Annotated in this window: 5 protein-coding genes and 1 tRNA gene; all 6 read left to right on the top strand. The window is 51.0% G+C overall.

Features of this window, described 5'->3' with window-relative positions:
• A partial coding sequence (locus AB7E65_RS11985; protein ID WP_428746020.1) for a hypothetical protein occupies positions 1-1275 on the top strand: 1275 nt, incomplete at its 5' end.
• A 34-nt stretch (positions 1276-1309) separates the two neighbouring features.
• A tRNA-Gly gene (locus AB7E65_RS11980) sits at positions 1310-1384 on the top strand.
• Positions 1385-1682: 298 nt separating this feature from the next.
• Positions 1683-2132: an HIT family protein gene (locus AB7E65_RS11975; protein ID WP_428746021.1), complete on the top strand. Its 450-nt coding sequence runs from the start codon at positions 1683-1685 to the stop codon at positions 2130-2132.
• The gene (locus AB7E65_RS11970) at positions 2129-3112 is read left to right on the top strand and encodes an HNH endonuclease (protein WP_428746019.1); all 984 of its coding nucleotides are present in this window, start codon (positions 2129-2131) and stop codon (positions 3110-3112) included. The genes AB7E65_RS11975 and AB7E65_RS11970 overlap by 4 nt, the downstream gene beginning before the upstream one ends.
• Positions 3113-3169: 57 nt before the next feature.
• Entirely contained in the window at positions 3170-4183 is a 1014-nt protein-coding gene (locus AB7E65_RS11965; protein WP_428746018.1) for a nuclease-related domain-containing protein, read from the top strand.
• Between the two features lie 286 nt (positions 4184-4469).
• Positions 4470-4658: a hypothetical protein gene (locus AB7E65_RS11960; protein ID WP_428746017.1), complete on the top strand. Its 189-nt coding sequence runs from the start codon at positions 4470-4472 to the stop codon at positions 4656-4658.
• Positions 4659-4885 lie beyond the last annotated feature (227 nt).

The following is a 4885-nucleotide window of genomic DNA, read 5'->3' as shown; positions in this document are numbered from 1 at the left end:
GAATTCAGAAAGGTTATTCCAGAAGGTTTGGAATGTTTTCTGGTCGGCGGGGCGGTGCGCGATCTGCTGCTCGAAAAGTCTCCCTGCGATTTTGATCTCATCACTCCAAGAGACCCGACCGACCTGGCGCAAGACTGGGCCAAGGATTGCGGAGGGCGCTGGTTCTGGCTCGATGAATCGCGCAGACAGAGCCGGGTGGTTCTGCGCCGCGTGAACCGCCAGTGGTTTTTCGACTTCGCCCCCTATCGCGCTCCCACCCTGGAGGCGGATCTGTCTGAACGTGACTTCACCATCAACGCCATGGCAGTCGCGCTTGCTCCTTCCTCTGAGGGTCATGAATCCATCTATGATCCTTGTCATGGACGCGAAGACCTTGCAAAGGGAATTCTGCGTGCCTGTTCCGCTGAATCTTTTCTCCAGGATCCTTTGCGTGTGGTGCGGGCGGCGCGTTTTGCCTCCTGTCTCGGTTTGGCGCTTGATGCGGCTTCCGCCGATCTCGCCACAGAATCTGCCCCGGAACTTCAAACGATCGCACCGGAAAGAATCAAGACCGAACTGTTCACACTTCTTTCATCCGAAAATCCTGTCACAGGGCTGCGCATTCTTGACCAGGTGGGTGCGATAGGGGTCATTTTTCAGGCAAACGTTGACAGCCTCCAGTGTGAGCAGTCGCTGGCCCGGGTTGAACATCTGAACCGCCATCTGTCTGAGCATAGCTCCTGGTCGAAGCAATCCCTGAATGAACCGGTTGAATCGGGCCTGACGCGCCAGGGATTGTTGCGGCTCGCTGTGCTGCTCCAGGAACTGATCTCTGCGGATCAAATCCCGCATCTTGCCCGATCCCTGGCGTTCTCCAACGCCACCGGCATCCGCCTGCAGTCGCTGCTGCGGTTGAATCCAGAGCAGTGCGGAAAGGACCTGCTGGCCAGGGTAGCCGATACGCCTCGTGCCCTGGCTCTCTGGGCATCTACGCTAGGCCGGGATGCGCAAGACGCGCTGTTGTGGATGCATTTTCGATGCAGCGATAATGCAGATATCCGGCATCGCCTTGAAGAGGCCCGGCACGCCTGGGACCACCTGGCAGAAGACAATCGAATTCTGTCGTTGCTTGACGGTCACCAGGTGAGCGAGATGCTGCCCGCAGGGGAGGGCAGAGAGGTGGGAGAGCTGCTTGACGCCCTTAAACAGGCCGAGATTGAAGGCCGGATCGAAAACGCTGAAGATGCGCGGAATTTCTTGAAATTGCAGGTTCAAAAAGAGATTGACAAAGACTAGCCGCGTTCCTATAATCCGGTTCCACGTCAACAACGCGGGAATAACTCAGTGGTAGAGTGTCAGCTTCCCAAGCTGAAGGTCGCGGGTTCGAATCCCGTTTCCCGCTCCAATAAAAACAGGCACTTAGAGCGATTCTAAGTGCCTTTTTTAATGTTCAAAAGGACGAAGGAACACCACGAAGGAACAATTTGATAGAGCAAGTAACAAAGCGGCTATAGGCCGCTTTTTCTATTTTAATGGTTTAAAAACAATATTAGAATGACTCGAACTCAGGATGAAATCAAAGATTGACAGCAACCAAGGCATGAGATAGGTTTAGGTTAATTTAATTTTGTGGGTGACTTTCACCAAATATTTTGAAAAGCATTTCCGGTGGCACGGAGGGGAATCAGGTGTCGGGAAAAAGGATTCCAGAGGCAGATACAAATAGCCTTTATGCGGCGAAAGACAACTGCCCCTTCTGCAATCTTGATAATGCCAGAATCCTCAAGGCCAATTCCCATGCCCTGGCCATTTCTGACGCCTTTCCTGTTTCTCCCGGCCACACCCTGATCCTCCCCAAGCGGCACATCTCCTCCTTTTTCGACGCCACCCAGGAAGAGCAGGCGGCAATGTTTGAGCTGTTGTCCGATATGCGCGACCTTCTTGCCGGTCTATCGACATCTTCTGTTGCCCGACAGGGAAGCCTGCCGACCCCTCCAGACGGCTTCAATATCGGCATCAATGACGGTGAAGCTGCTGGGCAGACGGTCATGCACCTGCACATCCATTTGATTCCTCGCTATGCCGACGACACGCAAGACCCCCGGGGTGGGGTTCGCTGGGTCATGCCTGAGAAAGCGGTGTATTGGAGATGACTGCTCTGGAAACCTATATCCGGCAGTTCGCCAACCTGCGTCGGGCGCCCAATGCAGTTTTCCCGGAGGCCACCAGAAAACGTGCTCCGCATAAACCGATTCTTCTGCTGGCGGTAATGGATCTGATTGCCCGTGGCGAGCTTCTTTCATCATTCATCGATGTCAGGGGCGATCTGGTCGAGTTGAACGAACTTTTCAACCTTTACTGGCACCGGGTTCTTCCGCCCACGCAGAACAGCAGCATCGCTTTCCCCTTCTCACGCCTGCATAACGAACCCTTCTGGAAACTGGTGCCGCAACCCAACAAAGAGATCATCCCTGCGGCGCTCAATCATATTTCGACACTGAGCCCGCTTCGCAGCCTTGCACTGGGTGCTCAGTTGGATGAAGAGCTGTTCCATTTTATGACGCAGCCTGAAAGTCGCAATGCTCTGCGTGAAGCGTTGTTGTGCTCCTGCTTTTCCGAGGAGGGCAGGGCAGCGATTGAGGAGCAGATTCTTGTCAACGCGCAAGCCTATGATTACAGTCGGGAGCTGGAGAAAAAAGCGCATCAGCCCATTGTTCAGGAAGCCTTGGCTTCTGCTGATGCATACAAACCCGCAGCGCGGAATCAGGGCTTCCGGCGCTTTGTCGTCAAAGCCTACGATCACCGGTGTGCCCTGTGCGGCGTGCGAATCATCACGACCGAGCAGCACACTGTAGTCGAAGCCGCCCACATCATCCCCTGGAACAAAAGCCGCAATGACGACATACGCAATGGTATGGCGCTGTGCAGACTCTGCCATTGGTCTTTCGACGAAGGGATGCTGGGCGTTGCTGACGATTACTCGGTTCTTACCGCGCGGCAGATGAATGTTGATCCGAATATGCCGGGGTTGCTGTTGATGCTCTCCGGTCGCCGTATCATCCCTCCTGCTGATCCTGACCTCTGGCCAGCGCAGGAATATCTGACAGAGCATCGTAAAGAATGGCGGCTTTAAGATTGATTTCTCTTTATCCCTAGCGATCTCCAACCAGTTGAATATAAAGAGGGAAAAATGATTATAAAAGCAATTGACCCTAATAATAAGGTGACAGAACTTGAGCGCCTTATGTCTGTTTCTACTGGAAAGACAAGAACAAAAATTGAGCAGGAACTCAAGTCAGTTCGCTCGGGCGTCAGGGGTGAGGAAGAGTCTGCGTATCTAATAGACTTTGACCTTAAAGATTCCAAAAACACCGCTGTTATCCATGACCTTCGTCTTGAGATAAACGGACGCGTGGCGCAGATCGATCATTTACTGATTCACCGAACCCTGAACGTTTTCGTACTGGAGACCAAAAATTTCCACGCAGGGTTTAAAATTACTGAAGATGGCGAATTCCTTCGTTGGAATGGTTTCAAAAAAAACTACGAAGGTATGCCATCGCCCATTTCACAAAATGAACGACACATTTCTGTTCTTAAAGATGCCTTTTCCCAAATAGAAATGCCAAAACGCATGGGGATGAAGCTAACGCCCGTTTTTCATTCCTATATTCTGGTTGCCTCTTCCGCTCGGGTAGATAGGCCAAAAAAATTCGATACAAGCCAAATCGTCAAAGCCGATATGTGGTCTAAAACATTGGATAAAAATCTTCAGAGTGAGGGTGTTGTCGGCACATTCGGGAATTTGGCAAGATTTGTCGGCCCGGAAACGCTCAAAGACATTGCAAGCAGAATTGTTGCGCTGCATGTTCCCGCTTCCTTCGACTATGCAAGTAAGTTTGGAGTCACAGAATTGCCGAAGACCCAGGACCACTCTCCTGAGTCTTCGCCCAAAAAGGAGGCCCCTGGATCAGATACCGAGGACTTAAAATGTCGTTGGTGTGGAAGCCATGATGATCTCAATATCCAATACGGAAAATATGGCTACTACTTTAAATGCAATGGGTGTGACGGCAACACCCCGATCAAAATTGATTGCGGCCAGGAAGGGCATAAAGAGAGAATTCGCAAAGAAAAAAATAAATTTTTCAGAGAGTGCGCAGATTGCAATACGAGTACGCTGTTTTTTGTTAACCGAGAATAACGTCGCAATGTACTTTAAGGGATATGAGGGATGTTTTGAGTGCTAGCAAGTGAGGGTCCCACGGGGCCCACGGGGCGGGGCCCACGGGGTGGGGCGGGGCCCACGGGGTCGGACCAAGGCAAATCACCGATTTCTATAAACAATCATCCAAATAATGGGCATCATTTTGCGCTATAAGTCGATTTTAGGCGGCAAAATTGACTCCATTGAGTTTAGGTTGGTCCGACCCTGGTTTGGCCGCTCAGAAAAATCCACATCTTGAAATCAAATCTACAGGAGACATTTAATGGAAAACCGTCAGGAAGTTGTTGTCACCAATATCAAAATGCCTTTTATGTCGATGGTCGTATTCATGATCAAATGGGCGATTGCCTCGATTCCGGCTTTCATGCTTCTCTCGATCCTGTTTAGCATTTTTGCCATGATCTTTGGCGGTTTTATGGGTGGTTTTCATCATATGGGGCGAGGATTTTAAAGCAATGCTCGATATCCCCCCGGACGCCCCCGCGGACAACCCGATAGTCGGGTGATAGTCGGGTCGGACCAGATCAAGAGTTTTCAGTACTCTATTCGGAAGAAGGCGAAAAAGAGGGTCGGACCAACACAACTGACTGACATCCTTAATCTTTGTACTCAAAAATATGTGTTTTTCTCTACTATAGGCTGATTTTTAGCTGGAAAATCCTCGCCATAGCCCTCGTC

Source organism: Syntrophotalea sp. (genome assembly GCF_050253115.1).
Taxonomy (GTDB): Bacteria; Desulfobacterota; Desulfuromonadia; order Desulfuromonadales; family Syntrophotaleaceae; genus Syntrophotalea; species Syntrophotalea acetylenica.
This window is presented reverse-complemented; position numbering and strand designations above follow the sequence as displayed.